General features: G+C 68.2%; 23 protein-coding genes and 1 pseudogene. 18 read left to right on the forward strand and 6 right to left on the reverse strand.

All coding sequences use genetic code 11. From position 1 onward, the window contains the following. The 15 genes and pseudogenes from FJ311_10065 to FJ311_10135 form a co-directional block, all read left to right on the forward strand. Positions 1-1,382: phage tail protein (locus tag FJ311_10065; protein ID MBM3951787.1), on the forward strand; the 1,382-nt coding region annotated here is incomplete at its 5' end. Then, entirely contained in the window at positions 1,379-1,639 is a 261-nt protein-coding gene (locus tag FJ311_10070) for a hypothetical protein (protein ID MBM3951788.1), read from the forward strand. The genes FJ311_10065 and FJ311_10070, both read left to right, overlap by 4 nt. 136 nt (positions 1,640-1,775) lie before the next feature. Beyond that, positions 1,776-2,429 carry a hypothetical protein gene (locus tag FJ311_10075; GenBank protein ID MBM3951789.1) on the forward strand — a complete coding sequence of 218 codons (654 nt, stop codon included), beginning with the start codon at positions 1,776-1,778 and terminating at the stop codon, positions 2,427-2,429. Between the two features lie 184 nt (positions 2,430-2,613). Continuing rightward, positions 2,614-3,429 (forward strand): hypothetical protein, encoded by an 816-nt coding sequence (locus tag FJ311_10080; protein ID MBM3951790.1) that lies wholly within the window; start codon positions 2,614-2,616, stop codon positions 3,427-3,429. Between the two features lie 18 nt (positions 3,430-3,447). After that, on the forward strand, positions 3,448-3,717 hold the full coding sequence (locus FJ311_10085; GenBank protein ID MBM3951791.1) for a hypothetical protein: 270 nt from the start codon (positions 3,448-3,450) through the stop codon (positions 3,715-3,717). A 243-nt stretch (positions 3,718-3,960) separates the two neighbouring features. Continuing rightward, complete coding sequence (locus FJ311_10090; protein MBM3951792.1) at positions 3,961-4,533, forward strand: hypothetical protein; 573 nt, start codon at positions 3,961-3,963, stop codon at positions 4,531-4,533. After that, positions 4,530-6,413: a hypothetical protein gene (locus tag FJ311_10095; protein MBM3951793.1), complete on the forward strand. Its 1,884-nt coding sequence runs from the start codon at positions 4,530-4,532 to the stop codon at positions 6,411-6,413. Before FJ311_10090 ends, FJ311_10095 begins: the two co-directional genes overlap by 4 nt. Before the next feature lie 183 nt (positions 6,414-6,596). Then, entirely contained in the window at positions 6,597-7,022 is a 426-nt protein-coding gene (locus tag FJ311_10100) for a hypothetical protein (GenBank protein MBM3951794.1), read from the forward strand. 1,002 nt (positions 7,023-8,024) lie between these two features. After that, entirely contained in the window at positions 8,025-8,687 is a 663-nt protein-coding gene (locus tag FJ311_10105; GenBank protein ID MBM3951795.1) for a hypothetical protein, read from the forward strand. A gap of 249 nt (positions 8,688-8,936) precedes the next feature. Then, positions 8,937-10,463, forward strand: a pseudogene (locus tag FJ311_10110) (hypothetical protein). 180 nt (positions 10,464-10,643) lie between these two features. Further along, positions 10,644-10,955, forward strand: a complete 312-nt coding sequence (locus FJ311_10115; protein ID MBM3951796.1) for a hypothetical protein — start codon at positions 10,644-10,646, stop codon at positions 10,953-10,955. Beyond that, positions 10,952-11,380, forward strand: coding sequence for a cell wall hydrolase (locus FJ311_10120; GenBank protein ID MBM3951797.1), 429 nt, complete (start codon positions 10,952-10,954; stop codon positions 11,378-11,380). Before FJ311_10115 ends, FJ311_10120 begins: the two co-directional genes overlap by 4 nt. Positions 11,381-11,392: 12 nt before the next feature. Next, on the forward strand, positions 11,393-11,773 hold the full coding sequence (locus FJ311_10125; protein MBM3951798.1) for a hypothetical protein: 381 nt from the start codon (positions 11,393-11,395) through the stop codon (positions 11,771-11,773). Between the two features lie 132 nt (positions 11,774-11,905). Next, positions 11,906-13,252, forward strand: coding sequence for a peptidoglycan-binding protein (locus FJ311_10130; GenBank protein ID MBM3951799.1), 1,347 nt, complete (start codon positions 11,906-11,908; stop codon positions 13,250-13,252). A gap of 1,242 nt (positions 13,253-14,494) precedes the next feature. Beyond that, positions 14,495-15,232, forward strand: a complete 738-nt coding sequence (locus tag FJ311_10135) for a DUF1877 family protein (GenBank protein ID MBM3951800.1) — start codon at positions 14,495-14,497, stop codon at positions 15,230-15,232. A 244-nt stretch (positions 15,233-15,476) separates the two neighbouring features. Here FJ311_10135 and FJ311_10140 read toward each other — a convergent pair whose 3' ends face one another. The 3 genes from FJ311_10140 to scpA form a co-directional block, all read right to left on the reverse strand. Next, positions 15,477-16,523, reverse strand: a complete 1,047-nt coding sequence (locus FJ311_10140) for a hypothetical protein (GenBank protein ID MBM3951801.1) — start codon at positions 16,521-16,523, stop codon at positions 15,477-15,479. Positions 16,524-16,603: 80 nt separating this feature from the next. Then, a complete protein-coding gene (locus FJ311_10145) occupies positions 16,604-17,233 on the reverse strand; it encodes a cyclic nucleotide-binding domain-containing protein (protein MBM3951802.1) in 630 nt (209 codons plus the stop codon). A gap of 219 nt (positions 17,234-17,452) precedes the next feature. Further along, positions 17,453-19,651 (reverse strand): methylmalonyl-CoA mutase, encoded by a 2,199-nt coding sequence (gene scpA, locus FJ311_10150; protein MBM3951803.1) that lies wholly within the window; start codon positions 19,649-19,651, stop codon positions 17,453-17,455. Between the two features lie 296 nt (positions 19,652-19,947). On the opposite strand from scpA, the gene FJ311_10155 reads away from it, so the two are divergent. Next, entirely contained in the window at positions 19,948-20,310 is a 363-nt protein-coding gene (locus tag FJ311_10155) for a global cell cycle regulator GcrA-like protein (GenBank protein ID MBM3951804.1), read from the forward strand. A 187-nt stretch (positions 20,311-20,497) separates the two neighbouring features. Here FJ311_10155 and FJ311_10160 read toward each other — a convergent pair whose 3' ends face one another. The 3 genes from FJ311_10160 to FJ311_10170 form a co-directional block, all read right to left on the reverse strand. Further along, on the reverse strand, positions 20,498-21,091 hold the full coding sequence (locus tag FJ311_10160) for a response regulator transcription factor (GenBank protein ID MBM3951805.1): 594 nt from the start codon (positions 21,089-21,091) through the stop codon (positions 20,498-20,500). Then, a complete protein-coding gene (locus FJ311_10165) occupies positions 21,088-22,512 on the reverse strand; it encodes a HAMP domain-containing histidine kinase (protein ID MBM3951806.1) in 1,425 nt (474 codons plus the stop codon). Before FJ311_10165 ends, FJ311_10160 begins: the two co-directional genes overlap by 4 nt. A 572-nt stretch (positions 22,513-23,084) precedes the next feature. Next, on the reverse strand, positions 23,085-23,531 hold the full coding sequence (locus tag FJ311_10170) for a hypothetical protein (protein MBM3951807.1): 447 nt from the start codon (positions 23,529-23,531) through the stop codon (positions 23,085-23,087). A gap of 147 nt (positions 23,532-23,678) precedes the next feature. Between FJ311_10170 and FJ311_10175 the strand changes: the two genes are divergently transcribed. Together FJ311_10175 and pip are read left to right on the forward strand one after the other, a co-directional pair. After that, complete coding sequence (locus FJ311_10175) at positions 23,679-24,524, forward strand: DUF4743 domain-containing protein (protein ID MBM3951808.1); 846 nt, start codon at positions 23,679-23,681, stop codon at positions 24,522-24,524. Positions 24,525-24,582: 58 nt separating this feature from the next. Next, positions 24,583-25,554, forward strand: a complete 972-nt coding sequence (gene pip / locus FJ311_10180; protein ID MBM3951809.1) for a prolyl aminopeptidase — start codon at positions 24,583-24,585, stop codon at positions 25,552-25,554. Positions 25,555-25,676: the final 122 nt, after the last annotated feature.

Genomic DNA, 25,676 nt, shown 5'->3' on the forward strand with positions numbered 1-25,676 from the left:
GCCTCTACGACGGCACCGCGCCCGACGCGGTCGACCAGCTCGCCGCCAGCCTGCTCGCCCAACTGACGCCGCCGTGGGCGCGCTGGTTCGGCTTCGCGCCCGGCATCGACGCGGACGCGGCGGCGCGCGCGCGACAAGCGCCCGAGCTGGAGCGCGCGGCGCAAATCCTGCAGGGCCATTTCGACCGTTCCAACTTCGCGGTCGAGATGCACCAGTGCTATCTCGATCTCGCCGCCGCCGGCACCGCCGCGCTGCTGGTCGAGGAGGCGCCGCCGGGCGAGCCGTCGGCGCTCCGCTTTTCCGCCGTGCCGCTCGCGCAAATCGCGTTCGAGGACACCGGCTCGGGCCGGCTCGAGGCGGTGTTCCGGCGCTGGGAGATGCCGGTCGCGGCGGTGCGCGCGCGCTTCCCCGAGGCCGACATGCCGCCGTTCGCGCGGGCGCGCGCCGAACGCGACCCCGAGGCGACGCTGGCGGTGATCGAGGCGGTGCTGCCCGACGCGGAGGGATTTGCCTACGCCGCCGTCGCCGACCCCGAGCACGGGCCGGCGGCCGAGGCCGCGTGGCTCGGCCGGGGGCGCTTCGCCCATTCGCCGTTTGTCGGCTTCCGCTGGCTGAAGGCGCCGGGCGAGCTTTACGGCCGCTCGCCGGTGATGAAGGCGCTGCCCGACATCCGGACCGCCAACAAGGTGGTCGAGCTGATCCTCAAGAACGCCTCGATCGCCGTCACCGGCATCTGGCAGGCGGACGACGACGGCGTGCTCAATCCCGCGACCGTGCGCCTGGTGCCGGGCGCCATCATCCCCAAGGCGGTCGGCTCGGCCGGCCTGACGCCGTTGGAGGCGCCGGGCCGCTTCGACGTGTCGCAGCTGGTGCTGGAGGAACTGCGCGCGCGCATCCGCCAGGCCCTGCTCGCCGACAAGCTCGGCCAGATTTCCGGCCCGCGCATGAGCGCGACCGAGGTGCTGGAACGCGCCGCCGAAATGTCGCGCATCCTCGGCGCCACCTACGGCCGGCTGCAATCGGAACTGCTGACGCCGCTGCTGCTGCGCGCCGCCGCCATCCTCGCCCGCCGCGGCGAAATCCCGCCGCTCGCCGTCGACGGGCGCGCGGTCGCGCTCGAATACAAATCGCCGCTCGCGCGCAACCAGGCGCGCATGGACGCGCAGCAGACCCTGTTGTGGCTCGGCGCGGTGCGCGATCTCGGGCCCGAGGCGCTCGCCGCCGTCGACCGCGCGGCGGCCGCGCGCTGGCTCGGCCGCGCCTTCGGCGTGCCGGGCGAGCTGATCCGCGACGGCGGGCTTGCGCGCGCCGAGCGCATAACATCACCGGCGGCGGCCCTGACCGCGCTGGCCGCAACCCTGACCGCCGGAGACAACCGATGAGCGCGCCCGAAAATTCCTGGCCGTGGATGGTGCCGCCCGAGCTCGGCGTCGCCGACGCCGACGGCGACACGCTGGCGCGCGCCGTGGCGCGGGTCTTTTCCGGCGCCGACGGCGAGCGGTTCGCCCGCTACCTGCGCGCCATCACCCTCGATCGCGCCCTCGGCCCCGACGCGCCGGTCGCCCGGCTCCGCCATCTCGAAGGCCAGCGCCAGCTGGTCCGCCATCTTCTCGCGCTCGCCGAGCGCGGGCGCGCCTGACGTTATTTATATGGAGGACAACACCGTGACCGAAAACATTCCCGAGACCGCCGACGCCCCCGTACCCGCCGACGCGCCCGCCGATACGCCGGATCCCGCGTCCGTATCATTTGTCGCGCGCGTCACGCCGGCAGGCGTGCATTCGCACGACGATTCGCCCGCGCGCCCCGAATACCTCCCCGAAAAATTCTGGGACGCGGCCAAGGGCGAGGCGCGGATCGAATCGCTCGCGCGCAGCTACGCCGAACTGGAGAAAAAACTCGGCGCCGGCGCGGGCGTGCCGGCCGATCCCGCCGGCTACCGCATCGAAACCCGCGACGACATGGTGATGGCCGACCCCGAGGTCAACGCGTTGCTGCACAAGGCCGGCTTCACCCAGGCCCAGGCGCAGGTGGTCTACGACCTCGCCGCCGACAAGCTGCTGCCGCTGGTCGGCGAAATCGCGGCCGAGTTCGAGGCCGACGCGCAAAGCGAGCGCCTCGCCCGCCATTTCGGCGGCGAGGCGCGCTGGCGCGAACTCGCGCGCCAGATCGCCGCCTGGGGCCGCGCCAGCCTGCCGGCGAGCGCGTTCGAGGCGCTCTCCGCCACCTACGAGGGCGTGATCGCCATGCACCGGATGATGGCCTCGGGCGAGCCGGGCCTGGCGCGGGGCGAGGCCGCCGGCCGGCCGGTGAGCGAGGACTCGCTCCGCCAGAAGATGCGCGATCCGCGCTACTGGCGCGACCACGACCCGGCGCTGCACGCCGAGGTCGCCGAGGGCTTCAAGCGGCTCTACCCCGGCAACAACTGATTTTTTTGCACGCCTCGTTTTGCCCGGGCGGAAAACCGGCCGGCGGGTCAAGCCCGCCGCCGGCCCGCCCGGACGCGCGCCCTTGGGCGGCCCGCGGGAATTTTCGCAACCCCGCGCCACAACCCCAGGGCGGCCGCGCCCGAAATCCGTCTTCCTTCAACCCAAGCCTCAAGGAGAGCGTTCGATGAGCACGACCGTCGAAACCGCCTTTACCAAGCACTACCAAAGCGAAGTCCATCTCGCCTATCAGCGGATGGGCTCGAAACTGCGCAACACCGTCCGCGTCAAGGACAACGTCGTCGGCGCCACCACCACCTTCCAGAAGGTGGGCAAGGGCACCGCCTCGACCAAGGCCCGCCACGGCAAGGTGCCGGTGATGAACGTCGATCACGCCCAGGTCGAATGCGCGCTCGCCGACTACTACGCCGGCGACTGGGTCGACCGGCTCGACGAGATCAAGACCAACATCGCGGAAAAGCAGGTGCTGATCAACGCCGGCGCCTACGCCCTCGGGCGCAAGACCGACGAGCTGATCATCGCCAGGCTCGACGCCTCGACCAACTACGCCGGCACCGGCGCCGACGGCCTGACCAAGGCCAAGGCGCTGGCCGCGTTCGAGCTGCTGGGCGAGGCCGACGTGCCCGACGACGGCGACCGCTTCGCCATCGTCGGCTGGAAGCAGTGGAGCGATCTTTTGAACATCGCCGAGTTCGCCAACGCCCAGTTCGTCGGCGAAAAGGAACTGCCGTGGCAGGGCACCCAGGCCAAGCGCTGGCTCGGCACGCTGTGGATGCCGCATTCGGGCCTGACCAAGACCGCCGGCGTCCGCCATTGCTACTGGTACCACAAGACCGCGGTCGGCCACGCCGTCGGCGCGCACGTCAAGTCCGACATCACCTGGCACGGCGACCGCGCCGCCAACTTCGTCAACAACATGATGAGCCAGGGCGCCTGCCTGATCGACGCCTCCGGCGTCGTCAGCCTGCGCTGCCTCGAATAGCAAAAAGGAGAACCGACCATGGCTTACAACGCGAAGAACCTGAGCGTGCTCGCCTACGCCAACGGCTTCACGCTCTGGCATTACGCCACGCCCGATACCGGCAACGCGGTCGACACCGCCGGCTATTTCAACGACGCCGCCGACATGATCCGCGCGGGCGACGTCATCCTCGCCAACACCGAAACCGGCGGGGCGGCCAAGGCCGGCCTGCTGCTGGTTTCGGCCAATTCGGGCGGCGTGGTCGATACCAACGACATGACCCAAATCGGCGCGACCGACACGCGCTAGGGTCGAGCCCGAGTCAATGTCTCCATTTCGTCGCCCCCGCGAAAGCGGGGGCCCAGGATTCCGAAAAACTGGATTCCCGCTTGCGCGGGAATGACGGAACAAAGGCATCCGATCGGATCCCACACCCCCACACCCCCTCACCCCAACCCTCTCCCCCCGGATGGGGGGAGAGGGAAGGGTGAGGGGGAGGGTTGGGGTGGGGTGGGGGGATTTTTTCAAACCGAAAACCGCCGAGGTTTTTTCATGGCCGCCAGCGACATCGCCCTCTGCTCGCGCGCGCTGATCCGCATCGGCGCCGCCAGCATTTCCTCGTTCGACGACGGCTCGCTCGAAGCCGAGGTCGCCGCCAATCTCTACCCGTCCGCGCGCGACGCGCTGCTTTCCGCGCACCCGTGGAGCTTCGCCACCGGCCAGACGGCGCTGCCGCGCCTCGCCGCCGGGCCGCTCGCCGACCACGCCTTCGCCTTCCAGCTGCCGGCCGATTTCCTGCGCGCGCTCTCCGCCGGGCCGCCGGGGCGCGGGCGCGGCCTCGCCTACCGCATCGCCGAAAGCCGCCTCCACGCCGACGCCGACGAGGTCACGCTCACTTATATATTCCGCCCGGGCGAGGGCGCCTTTCCGCCCTTCTTCGACCAGGCGCTGATCGCGAGGCTGTCGGCCGAATTCTGCCTGCCGCTGACCGAAAACGCGGCGCGGGCCGAAATGCTGCACCGCCTGGCCGAGGCCGAATTCCGCCGCGCCAAGATCGTCGACAGCCAGCAGGATTCGCCGCCCGCGCTCGAGGATTTCACCCTGATCGAGGCGCGATCGCCATGAGCCGCGCGACGCTGCTCAAGACCAGCTTCGCCGCCGGCGAAATCAGCCCGCGCCTCCTGGGCCGGAGCGACCTCGCGGCTTACGAAAACGGCGCCGCGCGGCTGCGCAACGTCGCCATCCATCCGACCGGCGGGGTCGGCCGCCGGCCGGGGCTGCGTTACGTCGCGACCGCGCCCGGCGCGGGCCGCCTGGCCGCGTTCGAATTCAACACCGAGCAGGTCTATCTGCTGCTGTTCACCGCCAACAAGATCACCGTCTTTCGCGACGACGCGGCGGTCGCCGAAATCGCGACGCCCTGGGGCGAAGACCGGGTCGGCCAGCTCGCGTGGGTGCAAAGCGCCGACATGCTGTTCGTCGCGCACCCCGAAACGCCCGTCCGGCGCGTCACCCGCACCTCGCACGCCGCCTGGACCATCGCCGAGCTGGCGTTCGCCGAAAAAGACGGGCGGATTTTCCAGCCGCACCGCAAGTTCGCGGCCGAGGCCGTCACCCTCGCGCCTTCCGCCACCGGCGGAACGGTGACGCTCGCCGCGTCGGCGGACGTATTCCAGGGCGGCCACGTCGGCGCGCGCTTCCGCCTGCAAAACAAGGAAGTGGAAATCACCGCCGTCGCCTCCGCCACCTCGGCGACCGCCTTGGTCAAGGAAACCCTCGCCGGCACGGCGGCGACGGCGGATTGGGAGGAACAGGCGTTCTCGGCCGTTCGCGGCTGGCCGGTGTCGCTCTGCTTCCACCAGGACCGGCTGGTCCTCGGCGGCTCGCGCGACCTGCCCAATCGCCTCTGGCTGTCGAAGTCGGCGGACTTGTTCAACTTCGATCTCGGCACCGGCCTCGACGACGAGGCGATCGAGTTCGCGATCCTGTCGGACCAGGTCAACGCCGTGCGCGCGGTCTTTTCCGGGCGGCACCTGCAGGTGTTCACCTCGGGCGCGGAATGGATGGTGAGCGGCGATCCGCTCACCCCCGCCAACATCCAGCTTCACCGCCAGACGCGGGTCGGCTCGCCCGTCGATCGGGCGGTGCCGCCGCGCGACGTGGACGGCGCGACCGTGTTCGTCGCCCGCACCGGCACCGAGGTGCGCGAATTCCTCTACGCCGACGTGGAGCAGGCCTACCGGGCGACCGATCTCGCCACCCTCGCGCCCCATCTGATCGACGCGCCGGTCGACCAGGATTTCGATCCGGTCGGCCGCCTGCTGCACGTGGCGATGGCCGACGGCTCGATCGCGACGCTGACCGCCTTCCGCGCCGAGCAGGTCGCCGCCTGGACCCGGCAGGAAACCGACGGCGCGTTTCTCGCGGTCGCGGTGGTCGGCGATATCACCTACGTTTTGGTCCGGCGCGGCGCCCAAATCCTGGTCGAGCGGTTCGATTCCGCCCTCGGCGTCGACGCGGGCCTTTCCGGCGCGGCCGACCCGGCGAAAACCGTGTGGAGCGGGCTCGATCACCTGGAAGGGCGGACGGTGAAAGTGGTCGCCGACGGCGTGGTCGCGCCCGATGCCGTGGTCGCGGCGGGGCAGATCGCCCTCGCCCGCCCGGCGTCCTCGGTGCAGGCCGGCCTGCCGTTCCGCCATACGATCGAGCCGCTGCCGCCGCCCGGCGGCGGCAAGCCGGTGCGTCCGGTGGCGTTGACCCTGCGATTGAAGGATACCGCCGCGCTCCGCCTCGACGCCGGGCGCGGGTTCGCCGACATCCCGTTCCGGCGCTTCGGCGCCGGCGTCCTCGACGGCCCGGCGCCCACGTTCACCGGCGACGTGACGGTCAGGGCCTCGGGCTGGCGCCGGGGCGGCACCGAACCCTTGTGGCGGATCGAGCAATCGACGCCGTTGCCGTTCACGCTGCTCTCGGTCGCGACCGAAATCGCCGGCGGCGAGAGTTGATCGCGACATGTGGAACGCCCCCCACCCCAACCCTCCCCCGCAAGGGGGGAGGGGGATTTGTTTAGAGTCCCCCCTCCCGTCGCGCCGGTAGGCGCGCATTCGCGCGACGCGGGAGGGGGTTAGGGGGAGGGGGTGGAGCGGACGGCGGCGAATGAGCTTCAACTTTCAACAAGGAGATTTGTCATGGGCGGTTTCACCCCCGCGGCCGTGCTGACCGCGATCGATGCGGGCATGAAGATCATCCAGCAACGACGCCAGGCAAAGGCGGCGCGATCGGAGATCGAGGAGGAAACCGCCGCCCGCGCGGCGGAGATCGAGGCCAATCGCGCCGAGGCCGCGCGCGCGCGCGACCTGCGGTTGAGGCGCGCGCTCGCCGCGCACCGCGCCCGCTTCGCCGCCGGCGGACTGGATCCCGCCCAAGGTTCCGCCGAGGCAGTGCTCGGCGGTCTCGTCGCCGAAGCCGACCGGGAAACCGACGACGACCGGCGGCGGGCCGGCTTTCGTCTCGGCGATCTCGATCGCCGCCGCCGGCAACGGCTCGACCTGCTGGCCCGGGAACGGCGACAGGCGACCTGGGACATCTTCCGCCGCTCGCTGCTTGACCTCTGAACCTTTTCCCCAAACCGGAGAATCCCCATGGCCGACCATATCCAGATCGGCGACGTCGCGCCCCGCATCCGATACGTCGCCAACGGATCGCAAACCCAGTTCACCTATCCGTTTCCCATCTTCGTCGCGGCGGATTTGGAAGTTTATCTCGGCGAAACGAAACAGACCTCGGGCTACACGGTCGCCGGCGCGGGCGCGAGCGCGGGCGGAACGGTGGCGTTCGCCGCCGCCCCCGCCGACGGGACGGCGGTGACGCTCCGCCGCCACATCGCCATCAAGCGCACCAGCGATTTCCAGGAATCGGGCGAATTCCGCGCCAAGGTCATCAACGACGAATTGGATTACCAGACCGCCGCGTTGCAGCAGGTGGCCGACGACGCGGCGCGCGCGGCGCGCTTGGCGGCGACCGACGCGGCGGCCGACCTGATCTTGCCCGCCAAGGCCGCGCGCGCGGGCCGGGTCCTGGCCTTCGACGGCGACGGCGACATCGCGGTTTCGGCCAAGACGCTGGCGCAATTGGAAACCGAGGCCGACAGCGCGGCGGCCAGCGCCACGGCGGCGGCGGCGAGCGCGACGAGCGCGGCGACCGGCGCCGCCAACGCGGCGGCGAGCGCGACGGCGGCGGCGACCGGCGCGGGCGATGCCGCGACCTCGGCCGCCGAGGCCTCCGCTTCCGCCGCCCAGGCGCAAGCGGCGGCGGCGAGCGGGCTTTACGCCAACGCGATTTCCAAGTCGGGGAACTACACGGTCGTCGAGGCCGACGAGGGCAATTTGATCCGGGTCGATGCCTCGGGCGGCGCGGTGACGATCACGCTTCCCGACGTGACCGCGTTCGCGACCGATTTCCGCGTCGGCGTGGTGAAGGTGGACGCGGGCGTCAACCCGGTGACCGTGAGCCGGAGCGGCGCCAACACCATCAACGGCGGCACCGGCTTCGCCGTCGCCAGCCAATGGCAGACGGTCAACTTCGCGGGCGACACGGCGACGGGTTCCTATGTGGCGATGGACGTGACGGCGGCGGGCGCGCTGAAAGCCGCCAGCAACCTGAGCGATCTCGCCGACCCGGCGACCGCGCGAACCAACCTGGGGCTGGGCACGGCGGCGATCAAGAACGCGGCGGCCGGTTCGGGCGATTTGTTGCCGGCCAACGGCGACGGCTCGCAGTTGACGGGGATTTCGGCGTATCTGACCGGCGAAATCAAAATATGGCCGGGCGCGAGCCTTCCCTCGGGCGGGTGGCTTTGGTGCGATGGCGCGGCGGTGTCGCGCGCGACCTACGCCGCCCTGTTCGCCGCGATCGGCACCGCGTTCGGCGCGGGCGACGGATCGACCACGTTCAACCTGCCCGATTTGCGCGGCCGCGCGCCCTTCGGCAAGGACGACATGGGCGGCAGCGCCGCCAACCGGATCACCTCGGGCGGCTCGGGCGTCAACGGCGCGAGCCTGGGCGCGACCGGCGGCGCGGAAACCGTGACCCTCACCACGGCGCAGATGCCGAGTCATAGTCACTCATTTAGTCCCGCGTTTGTTGGAAGTGGTGGTGCTACATATAACCCATCGGAAGGATATAATTTTACCAGTTCGAATACGGGTTCGACTGGCGGTGACCAAGCACACCAAAACATGCCGCCGGCGCTTGTACTCAACTTCATCATCAAGATCTAATGCTTACTCCCGGTGCCGCGCACGCGAAAAAATACAGCGACCACCTGACCACCGCCGCCCCGGCCTGAGCGGGTAATCCCCCCGTAAACGCCGCCGCGCGTCCCCGGCGGAACCGCCCCCCACCCCAATCCTCCCCCGCGTCGCGCGAATGCGCGCCTACAACCAAAAAAGGAGACCAACCCCGTGCCATCCGCGAAGAGAGGCGGCCGACGGCTCGCGCCGCCGCCCGACACCGTCGACTTTCCCGATTTCGTCGCCCGCTGGAACGAGGCGCAAGGATTGGCGACGCCCGCGCTTCACCGCCGCATCGCCCGCTGGCTGGCGGAGCGCTGGGCGGCGGGCGGGCGCGAGCTGCTGCTGCTCGCGTTCCGGGGCAGCGGCAAGTCGACCCTGATCGGGCTGTTCGCGGCGTGGCTGCTGACGCGCGATCCGAACCTGCGCATCCTGATCCTCTCGGCCGACCACGCGCTCGCGCGCAAGATGGCGCGGAACGCCAAGCGCATCGTCGAGCGCCATCCGCTGACCGGGCATCTGCGCCCGGCGCGGAGCGACGAGTGGGCCTCCGACCGCTTCACGGTCGCGCGCGCGGCGGAATGGCGCGATCCCTCCGTGCTGGCGCGCGGCATCGGCGCCAACCTCACCGGCAGCCGCGCCGACGTGGCGATCTGCGACGACGTCGAGGTGCCGAAAACCTGCGACGGCGAGGGCAAGCGGCGGGATCTGCGCGAGCGGCTGGACGAAATCGAGTTCATCCTCAACCCGGGCGGCCTCCGCCTCTTCGCCGGCACGCCGCACACCTATTATTCCATCTACGCCGACGCGGCGCGGCCGGAGACGGAGGAGGAAAAGCCCTACCTCGCCGGGTTCGCGCGCCTGGAAATTCCGGTGCGCGACGCCGATGGGCAAAGCGCCTGGCCCGAGCGCTTCACCCCGGCCAAGATCGAGGCCGCGCGCAAGCGCGCCGGCCCGGTCAAGTTCGCGAGCCAGATGATGCTGCAATTCGCGGGCGCGGCCGAGGGCCGGCTCGACCCCGCGCGCATGCGCCGCTACGAGGGCGAGCCGGTCTATCGCGAGGGCAACGGCGAGGCGACGCTGACGCTCGAAGGCCATCGGCTCGTTTCGGCGTCCTGCTGGTGGGACCCGGCCTACGGCGCCAAGGAACGGGGCGACAAGTCGGCCATCGCCGCGGTGTTCGTCGACGAGGACGGGCATTACTGGCTGCACCGGATCGCCTACCTGACCCACGGCGGCGGCGGCGACGGCGCGGGGGGCGCGGAGGGCGCGGCCGGGACGGCGGAGGGCGCGAGCGAGGCGGTGCAGCTTTGCCGCCAGGTGGCGGCGTTCGCGCGCGATTGGCGCATGCCGAAAATCCGGGTCGAGAGCAACGGGCTCGGCCAGTTCCTGCCCGGGCTGCTGCGCGCGGAGATCGCCGCCCTCGGCCTCGCCATCGCGGTGGTCAAGGAAACGTCGGCCAAATCGAAAACCGCGCGCATCCTGGACGCGTTCGACGCCATCCTCGCCGCCGGGCGGCTGTCGGCGCACCGCGAGGTGTGGCGCTCGCCGCTGATCGCCGAGATGCGCGAATGGCGCCCGCGCGGCAAGGGCCGCGACGACGGCCTCGACGCGGTCGCCGGCTGCCTGCTCGCCGAGCCGGTGCGGCTTTCGCGCCGGGCGCGACCGTTTTCGCCGGAGGATACGCCGGAGCCCGCGACGCCGAGGCCCGATTGGCGGCGCGGCGCCGTCCAATACGCGGCGGCGACCGAGTTCGAGGTTTAGCGGATCGCGGCGCGGGCGTACCCCCGCCGGATAACCACACCCCCACCCCAGCCCTCCCCCGTCAAGGGGGAGGGAGATTTCTCTCAAGTCCCCCTCCCTCGTCACGCCGGTAGGCGTGCATTCGCACGACGCGGGAGGGGGATAGGGGGAGGGGTGCCTTTTGGAAAAGGAGAAAACCCGATGCAAGCCCATTGGACCCTCGATCTCATCTGGTGGATCACGGCGGTGGAGCTGCCGGCGCTCGGCGGGCTCTACTGGCTCGCCTGGCGCAACCGGCGCGACGCCGACGGCGCCCTCGACGCCGCGCGCCGCCGGACCGACGCCGCGTTCGTCGCGTTGCGCGAAAGCCTTTCCGCCTACAAGCTCGAGGTCGCGACGTCGTACGCCTCGATCCCCTATTTGCGCGAGGTGGAGGCGCGGCTCACCGACCATCTGATCCGGATCGAGGCCAAGCTCGACCGCTCGGTCGGCCTCGCCGGGGGCGCGCCGTGACCAGTTCCGGGGCGCCGGACGCGGTCGACGTTCTCGCCCGCACCGTCTACGGCGAGGCGCGGGGCGAATCGGTGCGCGGCCGGGAAGCGGTCGCGTGCGTGGTGATGAACCGGGTCGCGCGCGCCGCCGCGCAGGGCGGCTGGTGGTGGGGATCGACGGTCGCCGAAGTCTGCCGCCGGCCGTGGCAGTTCAGCTGCTGGAACGCGGACGACCCCAACCGGAGCGCGATCGAACGCGCCGACGAAAAGGACCGCGAGTTCGCCGTCTGCCTCCGCATCGCCCGGCGCGCGGTCGCGGGCGCGCTCGCCGATCAGACCCGAGGCGCCACCCACTATCACGCGCACGGGGCGACGCCGCCGTGGGCGGCGGGGCGCGAGCCTTCCGCCGTCATCGGCCGGCACAAATTTTACAACGACGTGGAATAAGGGAGATTGCCCATGTGGCCCGCGATTCTCGGCCCCGTCATCTCGGGGATTTTTTCGGTCATCGACAAGGCGGTCGCGGACAAGGACCAGGCCGCCGCCATCAAGGCGCGGCTGCAGGAAATGGTGCTGACCGGGCAGCTGCGCGAGATCGAGGAAGCGGCGGCCAACATCCGCGCGGAAGCGAGCGGCGATTCCTGGCTGCAACGCTCGTGGCGGCCGATCACCATGCTCACCTTCGTCGCCCTGATCGTCGCCAAGTGGCTCGGCTTCACCGCGCCCGGGGTTACGGAAGCGGTCGAGTTGGCCCTGTTCGAGATCATCAAGATCGGCCTCGGCGGCTACGTCATCGGCCGCAGCGTCGAGAAGGGCATCCGGGTGTGGAAGGAGAGGTAGATTCCGTAACGGTTACACCTTTAGGTTGTATCCGCCGCGCCGGATAAATCGTTGAGGTTCCTTATGTTCCATCTTCGTTCTTTACTTGATCCTCGTTCGTTGCCACCATATCCAACCTGAAAGGACTTGGCCATGACCATCCGGCTTCCCGAGTTTTCCCACCAGCCCGACCCGGACTACCAATACGTGTCCGACCCCATGGGCCGGATCGGCCGGGGCACCTGGCGGCGGCGGCGCAAGGCCGACCCGTTCGGCCGGACCGAGGCCGATTGGGAGTTCGAGGCGCTGCGCAAGGACTTCGACCTGCGAAAGCCGCTCCAACGCATTTTCCGCGACCGGTCGCTCGACCTCGCCCAGCCGGTCGGGCGCGACGCCGACAACGACCCCTTCGACGTCGCCCTGATCGAAACCCTGCTCGCCAAGACCGGCCTGTTCGACCTCGGCCGGACCGAGGGCCCGACCGGCCATTACGGGACGGCGCTCGAGGACGCGATCCGCGATTTCCAGAAATCCGCAAACCTGAAAATCGACGGCCGGATCAATCCGGGCGGGCCGACGTTTGCTGCGCTCAACGCGCGGCTCGCCGAGGGCGAAAAGGCGGGCGACGATGGCGACGACGGCGGCGGCGATAAGGATGCGACGCCCGCCGAACGCAAGCCGGCGGACCTGTTGGAAATGGCGATGCAGCGCCGCAGAGACCCGTTTCCGCCCTCGCCCGGAGAAATCCTCGACGGCAGATTTCCGGGCGGAGCAGGAGGCGGCGCCGGCGGCGGCGCGCGCGGGCAGAGGCCGATGCCGCCGGTACCGCCCGTCGATCCGCCGCGCCGGCCGGACCCCGCCCGCCGGCCGCCGGCCGATTCCGGCGACCAACCCGGCGACGAGCCCGACGCCGAAAAGGCCCGGCGCGCGGCGCTCGCCGACGACTTCGTCAAGGAAATCACCAAGCCGCTGGAAGCCCACCGCGGCAACGACACCACCAAAAAAGGCAACGACATCGTCGCGCGGGAGTGCAAGGCCATCCTCGAAGAGGAGTTTCCGGAGTTCCTCGGCAAGATCGAACACGTCGGCGGCGCGACCAAGGACGGCAGCGGTCGTAAAAAAGACGAACTCTCCGAGAAATACGTTCCGAACAAAGCGCGGCGCGCGTTGAAACTGGACGCGCGCCCCGGCAGCAGCCATCCGGATTTGACGTGGCGGCACGAAGACGAAGGCAAGGAAACCAGCGCCCACGCCAATACCGTGACCACGAAAGCCGACCGCAAAACGCCGACGACCCGGGAACAGAGCAGCTTCGACCGCCTGGTCGAGAACGTCGGCGAGGAATTCGCCACCCAATTGCCGAAGCTTCGCAAAGACGACGACCCGGACGACTACGCCGAAAAAGTCCGCGCGAAATGCCGGGAGATCTTCGGGAAGTGGCTCGGCAAGCCGCGCAAGGGTTCTCCGGATGACGGCAAAAATGGTTTGTCGGCGCCATGACCGGAATCGACCCTCACGACGTGCGGATTCGGAAACGGGAAATCGTCCTGAGCTCGGCGGATCAGCTTGCCTACGCCGAGGTTCTCGCGCGGGAATTCCCCGAGGCGCGTTTTCTCGACGACCCCTATACGCTGCCCAAGAACGAAAAGCCATCCGAAGCCACCGTCCGCTCCCTCGCCGAATGCCGTTGCGAGAATGTGGTGATCGTGTTCGACCCGGCATGGCGGCCCGAATGGAAAGGCGAGCCCAACTCCCCGAAAAGTAATTGTTGGTATATCCGTAACCTTCCTCTTCCCAACGGCAGATTCGAACGCGGCCGGGGAATCCGGCAGAAGAAACGGCCCGACGATACGTTCGCCGGCGAAATTTCCGAAGGCATCGAAAGCGGGCGAATCTATTTCCGCATCGCACCGAACGATCGCGAACAGGAAATGCTGGCGCGCAAGGCCCTTCGCCTGATCGGCAAGATCGCGAGCAACAAGGGCCTGCTGCTGGTCCGATATCCGTCGCTCACGGTCATCTGTCCGGAGACGAGGTCCGAATGGTGGATCGGGTTCGACGCTCGGCGCTGGTGTCTCGAAAAGCCGACCCGTTCGCTCGGCGGCATGTGGCACCCAAGTGGCGCCTGGGCCTACCGGCCGAAGGCGGAGGGCCTAACCGCGCCGCCCGCGCAACTCCCGGGGACCCGCGAAGCGGAGGCGCCGTCCGGATCCGGTTCCCGGATCCCATCCCGCCGCGTCTCCGAGCGGTGGCGCGCATGGATCATGACCTGGGACGACGAACTTGCCTACGCCGATCTGCTCGCGCAAGCGTTTCCCGGCGTTCGATTCATCGAAGACTACGTTCCGGTGGCGACCACGGGTCCCATGCCGGACATTCGGCCCAGGGCCGCGCTCGCCGAGTGCCCCGCGGATACGGTCCATATCGTCCTCGATCCAACCTGGAAGTTTAAGTGGCGATACGAGAAGTACGAAATCGACGGGCCGTATGCGCGTTGGATTTACGGCGAATTGCCGTTGCCGTACGGCACGATCAAGCGCAACCCTTTCGGCGGCGGCGAAGGCGGCCCCCGAACCCGGCCGCTCAATACGGATCAGGCCTCCAAACTCACGGAAGGAAGAATCTATTTCTATTCCGAACGCGGCAATGAGTCGCAGAGGGCCGCCGTTTCCACGGCGCTTCGCCTGATCGGCCGCGTCGCGAGCAGGAAAAACTTCGTCCGCGTCGACGCCAAAACCCTGAATGTCATCGATTCCGACCCCGGAGCGGTGCCCTGGATCGGGAACGGCGCGCGCCGTTGGTGCCTGGAAAAGCCCGACCGGATATTTGGCGGGATATACATCGACCCGTGGTCCGAGGGATGGCGCCTGCGCCCGAAAGCGGAGTGACGGCTTACAGCGAGGTTTTTCACCGACGGAGGAACCCATGAGTTGTCTCGGACTTCATATGGCGCTCACGGCGGCCGAGCGGCAGGGCCTGGAAGCCATTTCGGATCCGCAGGGGCGGATCGACCATATCGAGGAACTGACCGGAAACTGGAGTCCGGAGTTCTTCCAGGAAACCGACAAGGCGTGGGATCCCATTCACCGCTGCCTGGGCGCGTTTCCGCCCGACACCGAATGGTTCTACAAGGTCGAGCCGAGGCTCGGCCCCTACGCCCTGCCCGAGGATCACGGCTCCTATCCGCTGCGCTGGTGCATCCTCGGCGGCCGGCGGCTGGTGCCGGACGAACTGCCCGACGGGGGCAATTATTTCATGCGCCTGATCGAACCGGCGGAGGTGGTCGACATCGCCCAGGCGCTGCCCGCCATCGACAAGGCCTGGATGCGGGAAAAGTTTTTTTATCATTGCAAGGGCGCGTGGCCCGAATACGGGGAGGATTTTTTCGAGTACACCTGGGAGTGGTTCCAGCCGCTGCGCGACTACTTCATCCGCATGGCCGGCAACGGCCGCCCGATCGTCTTCTCCGCCGACCAGTAGGCGCGCGGGGCGCGGGAGAAGCGGATCGCGCGGGGCGGGGGCTTTATTTATAATCCCTCCATGCCCCGCCGCCCGCGCCCCCGCAAAAACAAACCCCCCGCCCGGCGCAATCCTTACGCGCCGCTCGCGCGCGCGGCCCGGGCCCAGGCGGTTCCCTCGAAAAAAATCTACCGGCGGAAGGCGAAGCACCCGAAAAAGGGCGCGGGCGGAAACGAAAATTAGAAAACGCCGCCCGTCGGCGCGGTCACTTCGCGGGCCGGTTCAGCCGGTAGACGCGAAACGCGTTGTCGCGGCCGACGCGCCGGGCGAGGTCGGCGGGCAGCGCGTCCGCGAACGCGCGCGCCCGGGCCAGGCGCTGATCGCCCGAGTCGTGGAACTGGTCGCTGCCGACCATGAACCGGTCGGGAAATTCCCCGAGCATCTCCAGCCAATCGGGGCGAACCGCGCCCGAGGGCATCAGCGCCGAGGTCTTCTGCGGCCCGCGCGAATCCAGCTTCACGCTCATGTAGAGATTGGAATGGCGCGCGAGCAGCGCGCGCATCAGGGGCACCGTCCGCTCCCCGGTCAAATCCCAGCCCGCGTGCGCCCAGACGACGCGGGCGTTCCGGTTGCGGGCGAGCAGGCGCTCGAGGCCGGAGATGTTTTCCTTGAGCGTTTCCGGATTGCGCCCGCGCGGGCGGCCTTCCGGGAACGGCATGTCCCGGGGCACGGCTTCCATGTGCAGATCGATCGGCATGCCGTGTTCGGCGGCGACGTCGGCCAGCGCCAGCAGCAAGGGATGGTCGGGCGCGGTCGATTCGTAGGGGTGGTTGCTCGGCCCGGCGGCGACATGGGAAAAAGAGAAGTGCTCGGCGGTCAGTTCGCCGAACCCGGCCGCCCCCGCCCGGGCGATGGCCTCGGCCTCGCGGCGGAACTCGGCGACGATGTCGGGGGTGACCTTGTCCGGCAGGGTCCGGTGGATCATCGGATTGAGCGATTCGCCGCCGGCGACGAAGGCGAAGCGGTCCGGATGGGCGCGGGCGATGGGTTCCAGCGCGCTCCGCCCGTAGGCGCCGGGATGCCCGGGCGGAAACGGCGGCGGCAGGAGGATGCCGAGTTCGACCCGGAATTCGTCCATGGCGCGCAGCATCGCCGAGACGCTGGCGCCCCGGCGCGCGCTCCGCATCGGATGGACGTGGACGTCGATCAGGGCGACGCTGGCCCCGGCGTTCGCCGGCCGGGCGTCGGCCGCCGCCGGCGCGAAAGGCGCCGACAGAGCAATCCACAAAATCGTCCAGACGCGAAGCCGCATCGCGCGTTCCCGCTCCCGCAAGCGGAAGGATTATCGTTCTATGCTCTAAGCGTCCGAAAACGGACGGCCGACGGCAAGAGCTAATCGCCCTTCTCGTCCTTGGCGACCAGGCTGAGGCGGCGGTCGACCATGCTGCGCCGTTCCTGGGCGCGCCGTTCGACGCCGTCGGGGCCGCTGCCGTCGACGACGCGGCGCTCGAACCACGAGCGCCGGTCTTCCGCCGAGCGCGGCGTGTAATCGATGTGCCAATGGGTGGTGGCGCGGAGCCGCGCCGCCAGCGTCAAGGCGAGCGAATGATAGAACCGCCGCCCGAACGTGGGATCGCCCCGGAGCAGCGCGCGGATCATGTTTTCGGTGATGCACAGAACCTGCACCTCGGTTTCGGCGAGGATGCTGGCGCTCGCCGGCGCGTCGTCGAGAAACGCCATTTCGCCGAAGATGTCGCCGCGATCGAGGTTGGTGATCTCGAAGCGCTTGTCGCCCTGGCCGCGGCGGATCACCCGCACCGAACCCTTTTCGATGACGAAAATGCCGTCGGGCCTTTTGCCTTCCTCGACGATCAGTTCGTCGGGCTCGTAGAGCCGGGTGTCGGCGCTCTTGAGCAGGAACGACTCTTCTTCCGCGAGCAGGCGCGAAAAGACGCGCCCGAACGACTGCTTGAGGTCGTCGGCGATATACGGACGCAGCGCGTTAAGATTGACGACTTTCATCGCAAACCCCCGCCCCCGGCCGACGATGCCGTTTCGCCTGACCCTCCGACCGCGGAGCAAGAAAAGTTCGGTTTGTACACAAAATTCTAACAGAAAGGTTCCGAATGGGACACTACGTTGCAATACTTATAACTATTCCCGGCGATCCGCTGTGACGGCCGTCACAGGCCCGAATACCGGCTAATCCGTTGATAATCCTAAAAATTGCGGAAAACCGCCCTACGCCGCCTTGCGGTTGCGGCGGAGCAATTCGAGCATTTCGAGCGCGGCGGTCGGAATGTGGGTGCCGGGCGGATAGACCTGGGCGACCCCGGCGGCCTTGAGCACCGGAATGTCTTTGGCCGGCACCACGCCCCCCACCACCACCAGGATGTCGCCGGCGCCCTGGCGTTTCAGTTCCGCGATCAGCGCCGGCACCAGGGTCTTGTGCCCCGCCGCCTGGGACGAGACGCCGACCACGTGCACGTCGTTTTCGATCGCCGCGCGCGCGGCCTCGGCCGGGGTCGCGAACAGCGGACCCAGTTCGACCTCGAAGCCGAGATCGGCGAAGGCGGTGGCGATCACCTTGGCGCCGCGGTCGTGGCCGTCCTGGCCGAGCTTGGCGACCAGCAGCCTCGGCCGGTCGCCGTCGCGGGCGAGGCCCGCCACCAGGGCGCGGGCGCGCTCGAACGCCGGATCGCCCGCGGCGGCCGGGCCGTAGACGCCGCCGACCACCTTGGGGTGCGCCTCGAACCGGCCCCACACTTTTTCCAGCGCCTCGGTGATCTCGCCGACCGTCGCGCGCGCGCGCGCCGCCGCGACCGCGCATTCCAGCAGATTGCCCTCGCCGGTGCGCGCGCAATTCCCGAGCGCCGCGAGCGCGTCCCGGCAGGCATCCGCGTCGCGCGTCGCGCGCACGCGGGCGAGCCGCGCCACCTGCGCCTCGCGCACGCGCGCGTTGTCGACCTCGAGGGTGTCGATCGTTTCCTCGGTATCCGGGGGATAGCGGTTGACGCCGACCACCGTTTCCTCGCCCTTGTCGATGCGCGCCTGCTTGAGGGCGGCGGCTTCCTCGATCCGGCTTTGCGGGAATCCTTCGCCGACCGCCTTGGTCATGCCGCCCCGGCGTTCGACCTCGGCGATCAGCCTGCGCGCGTGTTCGACCAGGGACGCGGTCAGGCTTTCGACGTAATAGCTGCCGCCCAGCGGATCGACCACGCGGGTGACGCCGCTTTCCTCGGCGAGGATCAATTGGGTGTTGCGCGCGATGCGGGCCGAAAACGGCGTCGGCAGCGCGATCGCCTCGTCGAGCGCGTTGGTGTGCAGGCTTTGGGTGCCGCCGAGCACGGCGGCGAGCGCCTCCAGCGTCGTGCGCACCACGTTGTTGTGGGGATCCCTGGCGGTGAGCGAGACGCCCGAGGTCTGGCAGTGGGTGCGGAGCATGGAGGAGCGCGGGTCCCGGGGACGGAACTGGCCCATCAGTTCGGCCCACAGCACGCGCGCGGCGCGCAGCTTGGCGACCTCCATGAAAAAGTTCATGCCGATGGCGAAGAAGAACGAAAGCCTGGGCGCGAAATCGTCGACTTTCAGGCCCTTCTTCAGCGCCGCGCGCACGTATTCGACCCCGTCGGCGAGGGTGAAGGCGAGTTCCTGCACCGCGGTCGCGCCCGCTTCATGCATGTGGTAGCCGGAAACCGAGATCGAGTTGAATTTCGGCATCCTTTTCGCCGCGTATGCGATGATGTCGGCGACGATCCGCATGCTCGGCTCGGGCGGATAGATATAGGTGTTGCGGACCATGAATTCCTTGAGGATGTCGTTCTGGATGGTGCCGGCGAGCTTCTCCGGCGGCACGCCCTGCTCCTCGCCGGCGACGACGAACCCGGCCATCACCGGCAGCACGGCGCCGTTCATGGTCATCGACACGGTCATCTGGTCGAGCGGAATGCCGTCGAACAGGATTTTCATGTCCTCGACCGAATCGATGGCGACCCCGGCCTTGCCGACGTCGCCGATCACGCGCGGGTGGTCGGAATCGTAGCCGCGATGGGTGGCGAGGTCGAAGGCGACCGAAAGCCCCTTCTGCCCGGCCTTGAGGTTGGCGCGGAAGAAGGCGTTCGAATCCTCGGCGGTGGAAAAGCCCGCGTACTGGCGGATGGTCCAGGGCTTGGCCGCGTACATGGTGGCGCGGATGCCGCGCAAGTAAGGAGCGATCCCGGGGACGGCCGAAGCCGCCTCCAGTTTTTCCAAATCCTCGGCCCCGTAGAGCGCCTTGACCCGGATTCCTTCCGGCGTCGGCCAGTCGAGGCAATCGGGCGAACGGCCCTTCAGTTCCTCGCGCGCGAGCCGCGTCCAAACCGACGCGGCGGACGCGCGCCGCGCCGTCCGCTTTTTCGGCGCGCGTTTCGATTTGCCGGGCCGGGAACGCCTTTTCGCCATGACGCGATCCTTTTTGTCCCCAATTTTTTCGAATCCGACGAAAGTATAGCAACCGGCCCACAGCCGGACATTTGCGCAAAATCAAACGGCTGTATGGCTTTATAGGCCATTATCCACAATATATTGACTTATCCACAATATCTTGTGTTTCGGTTGCCCGTTTTTCCGATCCTTTGTAGTGTTTCCGCCCATGAACGGCCGCCGACGGGGCGGCCGAAAACAGCAAGCGGAGGCGAAGCCGCGGCCGGAGAGAGGGTCTGGGAGCTTTCCCATCCACGCGCGCCCGAAACACCCACATGTCGGAAGAATGGACACCGCTCAAAATCAGCGCCCTGATCGCGCTCTGGAACGAAGGGCTCTCCACCAGCGAAATCGGCAACCGGCTCGGCGTCACCAAGAACGCCGTGGTCGGCAAGGTGCACCGCCTCGGCCTGCCCAAGCGCAATTCGCCGATTCCCCGGAAGCCGGAACCGGCCAAGGTTCTGCGCTTCGAAAACCTCGCGCCCGGCCAGTGCGCGTGGCCCGAGGGCGAACCCGGCACCGAGGAATTCCAGCTCTGCGGCGAACCGGTGGTCGAGGGCCGTCCCTACTGCGCCAATCACTGCGAGCGCGCCTACGTGCGCGTCAGCAAGGAGCGCAAGGACACCGAGGCCGCCTGAGCGCGCCGCCGGGATCGAGCGCGCCGCCGAAAAACGGTTTTGCCGTCATTGCGAGGAGGCCGAAAGCCGACGAAGCAATCCAGGGCGCGGCGGCATTGCGCCGGCCCCGTGGATCGCCGCGGACGCCGCGCGTCCTCGCGACGGCGGCCGGGAGATGTTTTCGCCGGTCCGCCGATCGGGACGCGCCCTAAGTGTCGATCAAGCCGAGGAGAGCGCAACGAATCGCCGCTTGCACTCTTGTCGCGACGCCAAGTTTTCGAATCACGTTATTGATGTGAAAGTTGACCGTCCGCTCGCTCACGTTCATGAGCACCGCGATGTCGGTCGACGACTTTCCCTTGGCGACCCACGTGAGCGCCTCGGTTTCCCGATCGGTCAACGCAACCTCGATCGGCGTCTGCTTGGGGGTCTGCGCGAGACGGTTCCGGACGATTTGCACCAGCAATTCGAAATCCAGCGGTTTTATGAGAAAATCGTCGCATCCCAGCCGTCGGGCCTGGAGATGGCTCTCGCGACTGCCATAGGCGGTGATGAACAGGAAGGGGACATTGCGCAGCTGCCCCGCCGACCTGCGCAACTCGCCGAGGACATCGAATCCGCTCATGCGCGGCATGTCAACGTCGCAGAGGACGATATCGGGCCGTTCGGCGAATTTCCGCACGCCTTCGACGCCATCGGTCGCCACGATGGTTTCGAATCCCTCGTCCTCCAGCACTTCGACCAGCAATTCGACCGTCGCGGGATCGTCCTCGATGCAGAGGATTTTCGGACGAACGCTCATGGCGCCACGGGCTCCGTGCCTTGCGGGATATCTATGATGACCTTCGTGCCTTTGCCCGTCTCGCTTTCGATGCGAAGTTTCCCCTTATGGGCTTCCACGATGCGTTCGACGAAATAGAGTCCGAGGCCCGCCCCGCTCGTGCCCTTGCTGCTCGCTCCCCGGAAATAAGGCTCCCGCACCCGGGATAGATCGTCCGCGGGAATTCCGTTTCCGCGATCCGCGATTACGATCCTTACGGCGGAGCGGTGCTTTTCCGTGCTCAGCGCGATAGGCCTGTCGCGCAACGAATACTTCGCGCTGTTCATAATGACATTCTCGAACGCCTGCCGGAGCAGCGTTTCATCCCCTTCCACGAGCCGCGGTTCGGGGCACAGGTTCAATTCGATCGGCCTGTCTTGCTGCTCCTCCCTCAACTGATCCGCCAGCTTCCGTATCACGGCATTGATGTCGATCACCTGGCGCCGTATGGGGATGGTTCCATCCCCGAGCGCCGACGCGAACTGAACTCGATCGACGATCGATTCGATCCGCTCCGCCGCGTTGCGTATTTTCTCCGCGCGCGCCTTCAGGTCGTCCAATGCGATCTGTTCCGATGGCTTGGTCAGACGATGGACGTGGCCGGTTATGACCGTCAAAGCGTTCCTGATTTCGTGCGAGAGAATGTCGACGAAGCGGCGCTGGAACTCGGCCTCCCGGCGCGCATCGACATCGCGTCGGTAATGCACCTTGACCAGCATCGCCGCGAGCCACTGCGTGGCCACCGCGATCAGACGATTGCCGAGGACGGCGGCAAAGGGCAGTTCGCCCGACGGCTCGATGAACGATCCGACGAGGGACAGCGCCGTCGCCGTTCCGGCGTAAAAAAAAGGCTTCGGCCTGCGTTCGAAGAGGCTCACGAAGATCGGGATCGCGTAGGCAAAGCAGGCTGAAACGTTTTCGGGATGGGTCAATAGATCGAACAGGAAGATCGACGCCAGCAGGATCCAAATTACGGCTTGGGCCCAATAAGCGCCGACCCACGGCGGTAGCCCACCGGCGCGCCTTGTCCCCGCTTTCGGTTCCCGCATTTCGGACATAGGGGCCATCGAATCGGTCCTCCGGCACCTGTCAAAGTTAACAGGTGCGAGAATATGGAAATACCATGCAGATTGACGGGAGGTCACCTCGATGACGAGTCCTGTCGGCTGGCTGGGGCCCATGCGGGTTGCTCGGACGCGACAGGCCGCACGGAAGGGCGGCGATCGACGGCAAAACGATACGGGACGGGAACGATGTTCGTCCCCATGGCAACAGGAGATCGGCACGATGGAGATCGACATCTTCCGTCTCAATATCGAGAAATTTAAGCGAATGCTCGAAACGGAAACCGACGAATCCTCCCGGCGAACGATCGAGCGCATGATCAAGGAATTCGAGGGCATTTCGTCGTCGTCCGGGTCCGGGAGCCGCTTCGACGCGGGAAAGGCGGAGAATCAGCAATCCTGAACCGGCATAAAGGATGGCAAGGGAGAGGACCGATGCAACCGATTCATGTCGCGGAAGAGTTTCCGGACGTATCGATCGAGCAGCGCACCTCCGACGAATGGACGAAGCTCGTTCGGAAACTGCGGTGGATGGGACTCGACGAGGAGGCCGAGCGGACGCGGTGCCTGTTGAGTTGGGTTGTGCCGGTCGGCCCTATCCCCGCGGGCAATCCGAGCCCGAGGGCGAACCCGGCACCGGGAAATTCCGGCGCGGCGGCGAGCCGGCGGCCGAGGACCGGCCCTGTTGCGCGAATCGCCGCGCGCGCGTCAGCAAGGAGCGCAAGGGACACCGAGGCCGCCTGAGCGCGTATCGGCTTTCGCGGATTCGCGGCGCACCCCGCGCGTAATATCACCCCCACCCCATCCCTCCCCCGTCGCGCCGGTAGGCGCGCATCCGCGCGACGAGGGGGAGGGAGATTTTTTAGAGTCCCCTCCCCCCTTGCGGGGGGAGGGTTAGGGTGGGGGCGCGCTCAGGTGTTGTAACTGATGACGCCCGAGGCCTCGAGCTCGTTGAGCTTGAGGGTGAGGTTCTTGTACGCCCGCTCGATCGCGGCCGGCGATTGTTCGACCTTGGCGAGCTTGCCGAGCTCGTCGATGACCGCCTTGCGCATGGCCGGATCCATCGCCGCCTGCATCCGTTTATGCAGCGGCGCGTCCTTTTCCGTCGCCTTGAGAAAGACGATGAGTTCGGCGCTGTCGACGCTCTTGAGGAACGTCTGCACGCCGACGCCGTTGGCGTGCATGAGGCGGAACGGCAGATCCTCGGGCCGCGGCGCGAGCTTGATCGCCTCCGGCAAAAGAATCTCCACCAGCTGCACGAGCAGCTTCTTCAGGTCCTTGTTGTTGAGGACCGCGCGCTTTTCGCCGATGGCGACGACGAACGCGTTTTGTCCGGTCTTGGTGACGGAAACGTCCATAAGGATTGCGTCCGTGCCTGCCGCGCGCCCGCGCCCGCCCCGGCATGACAGGGGGGCCGGCGGCGCGTATGATCCGGCGGATTTTCGGTCTTCCGTGGTTAACGAAGCCTGAACGTTTCCGACCAATTCCATGGCTTTTATCGCCCCATGGCCTTTATTGATCGCATCGAGGAATGCCGCCGGTTCGACCCGGCCGACTACCGCCCGTTCACCGTCGGCGCGGCGCGGGTGGGATCGGTCCGCCACGCCTTCGCCGCCCGGCTCAAGGATTTTCCCGGCGTGTTCGAGGTGGCGGCGGACGGAGTCCGCCTCGACCCGCGGCTCGCCGATTTCGAAACCCGCACCCGGGCCGTCGCCGACGCGCTCGAAAGCTTGCGCGCCAAGGGCGAAATCCCCGGCTGGCGCGACGAGCCGTACCCGGTGGCGGAATCCTTTTCGGCGCCGGCGTTGATGACCATGGAGCGCGCCGCGGTGCCGCTGTTCGGGGTGCGCGGCTACGGCGTGCACATGAACGGCGTGGTCGGCGCGGGCGCGGGCTTGCGCATGTGGGTGGCGAAGCGGAGCCTTTCCAAGCCGACCGGCCCCGGCAAGCTCGACCAGCTGGTGGCGGGCGGCCAGCCGGCCGGCGTCGCGCTCGCCGACAACCTGGTCAAGGAGTGCGCCGAGGAAGCGGCGATCCCCGCCGACCTCGCCCGGCGCGCGGTGCCGATCGGGACGGTCTCCTACCTCACCGAGCGGCCCGAGGGCCTGCGCCACGACGTGCTGTTCAATTACGATCTCGAACTGCCGGAAAGCTTCCGGCCCCACAACGCCGACGGCGAGGTCGAGTCGTTCCACCTCTGGCCGATCGACGAGGTGATCGCGACCGTGCGCGACACCGACCGTTTCAAGTTCAACTGCGCGCTGGTGGCGATCGATTTCCTGATCCGGCGCGGGCTGATCGCGCCCGACCACCCGGACTACGTCGCCCTCACCGGGGGCTTGCACCAATAGCGCGCCAATGTTCCGATAGCTGGTTGCTCCGATAACCGCCGCCACCCGAGGACCCTTCATGGACGCATCGCGTTCCGTTCGCGACTTCTTTCCCCGGATCGAGCCCTACGAGCAGGGCGGCCTCGATCTCGACGGCGTGCATCGCATGTATTGGGAGCAATCGGGCAATCCCAACGGCGTTCCGGTGCTGCTGCTGCACGGCGGCCCCGGCGCCGGCGCCAGCCCGACCCACCGGCGGTTCTTCGATCCGGCGTTCTACCGGATCGTGATTTTCGACCAGCGCGGGGCCGGGCGCAGCGCGCCCTACGCCGACATCCGCGACAACACCACGGCGCACCTGATCGCCGACATCGAACGGCTCCGCCAGCGCCTCGGCATCGAGCGCTGGCTGGTGTTCGGCGGCTCGTGGGGCGCGCTGCTGGCGCTCGCCTACGGCATCGCCCATCCCGGGCGCTGTTCGGGATTCGTCCTCCGCGGCGTGTTCCTCGGCCGCGACGCCGAGATCGACTGGTTCATGGGCGGCCTGCGCGCCGTGTTTCCCGAAGCCTGGCGCGCGTTCGCCGGGCACGTGCTGCCCGACGCCGACGGCGCCGCGCCCGCGGCGCTGCTCGCCGCCTACCGCCGCCGGCTCGACGATCCCGACCCGGCCGTGCATCTCCCCGCCGCGCGCGCCTGGAGCCGCTACGAAACCGGCTGCTCCTACCTGGTGCCGCCGGCGGGCGTCGAGGACGGCGCGGCCGGCGCGCTCGCGCTCGCGCGCATCGAGGCGCATTATTTCGCCCACCGCATGTTCCTGCCCGAGAACCACGTTCTCGCCAACCTCGGCCAAGTGCGCGCGCGCCCCGCGACCATCGTGCAGGGGCGCTACGACATGATCTGCCCGGCCGCCACCGCCGACGAACTGGCGCGGGCCTGGCCGGGCGCGCGCCATGTCGTCGTGCCCGACGCCGGCCACTCGGCGATGGAACCCGCCATCCGCTCGGCTCTGGTCGAGGCGACCGAGGCGATGAAGGAGCCGCTCGCGTCCTAGAGCGTAGTTCCATAATATAGAATCGGCTGCGTTGCGCCGTGGCGCGGCGATCCGCCAGGCGCGCCGCGAAGAGCGATGCCGGAGCATCGGTCGAGCGGCGCAACGAAGCGGGCGCCCGCCAC

The sequence above is a fragment of the Rhodospirillales bacterium genome (assembly GCA_016872535.1).
Lineage (GTDB): Bacteria > Pseudomonadota > Alphaproteobacteria > Rhodospirillales > 2-12-FULL-67-15 > 2-12-FULL-67-15.

Coding starts and splice junctions, on each gene's coding strand:
- FJ311_10070 (MBM3951788.1), top strand. CDS start 1,379: ATGAGCGCGCCCGAAAATTCCTGGCCGTGGATGGTGCCGCCCGAGCTC.
- FJ311_10080 (MBM3951790.1), top strand. CDS start 2,614: ATGAGCACGACCGTCGAAACCGCCTTTACCAAGCACTACCAAAGCGAA.
- FJ311_10085 (MBM3951791.1), top strand. CDS start 3,448: ATGGCTTACAACGCGAAGAACCTGAGCGTGCTCGCCTACGCCAACGGC.
- FJ311_10090 (MBM3951792.1), top strand. CDS start 3,961: ATGGCCGCCAGCGACATCGCCCTCTGCTCGCGCGCGCTGATCCGCATC.
- FJ311_10095 (MBM3951793.1), top strand. CDS start 4,530: ATGAGCCGCGCGACGCTGCTCAAGACCAGCTTCGCCGCCGGCGAAATC.
- FJ311_10100 (MBM3951794.1), top strand. CDS start 6,597: ATGGGCGGTTTCACCCCCGCGGCCGTGCTGACCGCGATCGATGCGGGC.
- FJ311_10105 (MBM3951795.1), top strand. CDS start 8,025: ATGGACGTGACGGCGGCGGGCGCGCTGAAAGCCGCCAGCAACCTGAGC.
- FJ311_10115 (MBM3951796.1), top strand. CDS start 10,644: ATGCAAGCCCATTGGACCCTCGATCTCATCTGGTGGATCACGGCGGTG.
- FJ311_10125 (MBM3951798.1), top strand. CDS start 11,393: ATGTGGCCCGCGATTCTCGGCCCCGTCATCTCGGGGATTTTTTCGGTC.
- FJ311_10130 (MBM3951799.1), top strand. CDS start 11,906: ATGACCATCCGGCTTCCCGAGTTTTCCCACCAGCCCGACCCGGACTAC.
- FJ311_10135 (MBM3951800.1), top strand. CDS start 14,495: ATGTCATCGATTCCGACCCCGGAGCGGTGCCCTGGATCGGGAACGGCG.
- FJ311_10140 (MBM3951801.1), bottom strand. CDS start 16,523: ATGCGGCTTCGCGTCTGGACGATTTTGTGGATTGCTCTGTCGGCGCCT.
- FJ311_10145 (MBM3951802.1), bottom strand. CDS start 17,233: ATGAAAGTCGTCAATCTTAACGCGCTGCGTCCGTATATCGCCGACGAC.
- scpA (MBM3951803.1), bottom strand. CDS start 19,651: ATGGCGAAAAGGCGTTCCCGGCCCGGCAAATCGAAACGCGCGCCGAAA.
- FJ311_10155 (MBM3951804.1), top strand. CDS start 19,948: ATGTCGGAAGAATGGACACCGCTCAAAATCAGCGCCCTGATCGCGCTC.
- FJ311_10160 (MBM3951805.1), bottom strand. CDS start 21,091: ATGAGCGTTCGTCCGAAAATCCTCTGCATCGAGGACGATCCCGCGACG.
- FJ311_10165 (MBM3951806.1), bottom strand. CDS start 22,512: ATGCCCTCGAATTCCTTGATCATGCGCTCGATCGTTCGCCGGGAGGAT.
- FJ311_10170 (MBM3951807.1), bottom strand. CDS start 23,531: ATGGACGTTTCCGTCACCAAGACCGGACAAAACGCGTTCGTCGTCGCC.
- FJ311_10175 (MBM3951808.1), top strand. CDS start 23,679: ATGGCCTTTATTGATCGCATCGAGGAATGCCGCCGGTTCGACCCGGCC.
- pip (MBM3951809.1), top strand. CDS start 24,583: ATGGACGCATCGCGTTCCGTTCGCGACTTCTTTCCCCGGATCGAGCCC.